This is a genomic window from Halomonas sp. (genome assembly GCF_041689495.1).
Lineage (GTDB): Bacteria > Pseudomonadota > Gammaproteobacteria > Pseudomonadales > Halomonadaceae > Halomonas.
This window is the reverse complement of record NZ_JBDNGD010000017.1, coordinates 1-1323: the sequence shown is the minus strand read 5'-3', so window position 1 is coordinate 1323 and position 1323 is coordinate 1. Positions and strand designations below refer to the sequence as shown.

General features: G+C 52.8%; 1 protein-coding gene. It reads right to left on the bottom strand.

What is annotated here, in order from left to right; all coding sequences use genetic code 11:
* Nucleotides 1-757 (bottom strand): group II intron reverse transcriptase/maturase (gene ltrA / locus ACESMD_RS00510; RefSeq protein WP_372609343.1); only part of this gene is annotated, 757 nt, incomplete at its 3' end.
* Between the last annotated feature and the right edge of the window lie 566 nt (nt 758-1323).

Below are 1323 nucleotides of genomic sequence, written 5' to 3'. Positions count from 1 at the left end.
AGTCGGCAAGCCTGGCGGCTAAATGCTCACGCATTCTATCTGCTTCAGCTTTCGTTCTGCAGTGTAGGATCCCGTCATCGGCGTAACGACAAAAGGGCACTGACTGATGATGCGTAGACAGCCAGCGATCCAGTGCGTAGTGAAGAAACAGATTTGCAAGAATCGGAGAAAGTGGGCCGCCTTGTGGCGTTCCGACTGTTCTCGACACTGCCAGTCCATTTTCACTTTGCAACGGCGCTGTCAGCCAACGCTCGACCAGAAGCAGTACCCATTGTTCATCACAATGATGGCGAAGTGCTTTCGTCAGCAACCGATGATCAATATTGTCAAATAAGCCACGAATATCATACTCAAGCACCCAGTCACGTTGCCAGCAACGCTTTCGCGTCACTGCAAGCGCATCGTGCGCTGATCGTCCGCGTCGGTACCCATAGGAATCTGCATGAAACACAGGCTCCAATAGCGGTTCCAACACCAATGTGACGGCGGTCTGTGCAATCCTGTCACTGACCGTCGGTATGCCCAATATTCGCTCTCCACCTGATTTCTTTGGAATCGGCACAGCCTTGACCGGCGGGGGGAAATAGCTTCCCGACGACATCCTGTTCCAAATCCGATAGAGGTTTGTGCTTACGTTACGATCGAATGCCTCGATCGTCTGACCATCAATTCCTGCCGCTCCCTTGTTGGACTTGACGCGCTGATATGCCTCCCATACCAGTGCTTTGGAAATTTCAAATGGCTTTGTTGCGATCATGAGCTCATCCTCCAAACGGAGTTGGCAAACAATGCAACTGGAACAACCTGACCCCTTGGCTCGGCACCCATTACAGATGCTTCAACGCTACTACGAGTCAGTCCGCCCCCGAGCTGTGCTTCGGTACTCTGGACCTTGCTTTTCTTCACTTGGTCTTCTCCCTTTACATCACAGACTCGGGTTCTCGCAGTTCCACAGACGTGCCTGAATCGAGCTCGCGCCATCTCTATGCCGGACACCATCCACCCAGTAAACAGGTAACCGATGGACTCGTCCTGGGAGAGGTTGAAGCCCCCAGTTTTGATGTCGGGTTCAATTCTCGACACTTTAATGATGATTCGCTTGTGCTCGCCTTCTCGATTCATACCTGCCAGACCTGATCAGCCTGACTTTTCCCCCGATGCTCACGACAACGGTCTTTAGCCAATGCCGCTCGGGGCGGTTTGAAGCCGGTCCCTGTAGACAGACTCCGGAGGGTCGATTCCTCCATCACTTCTGCAGCTTCTCACCCTTTCTTCATGGCTTCCCTGCCAGTCTTGAAAGGATTGCTACGACACACTCAACCT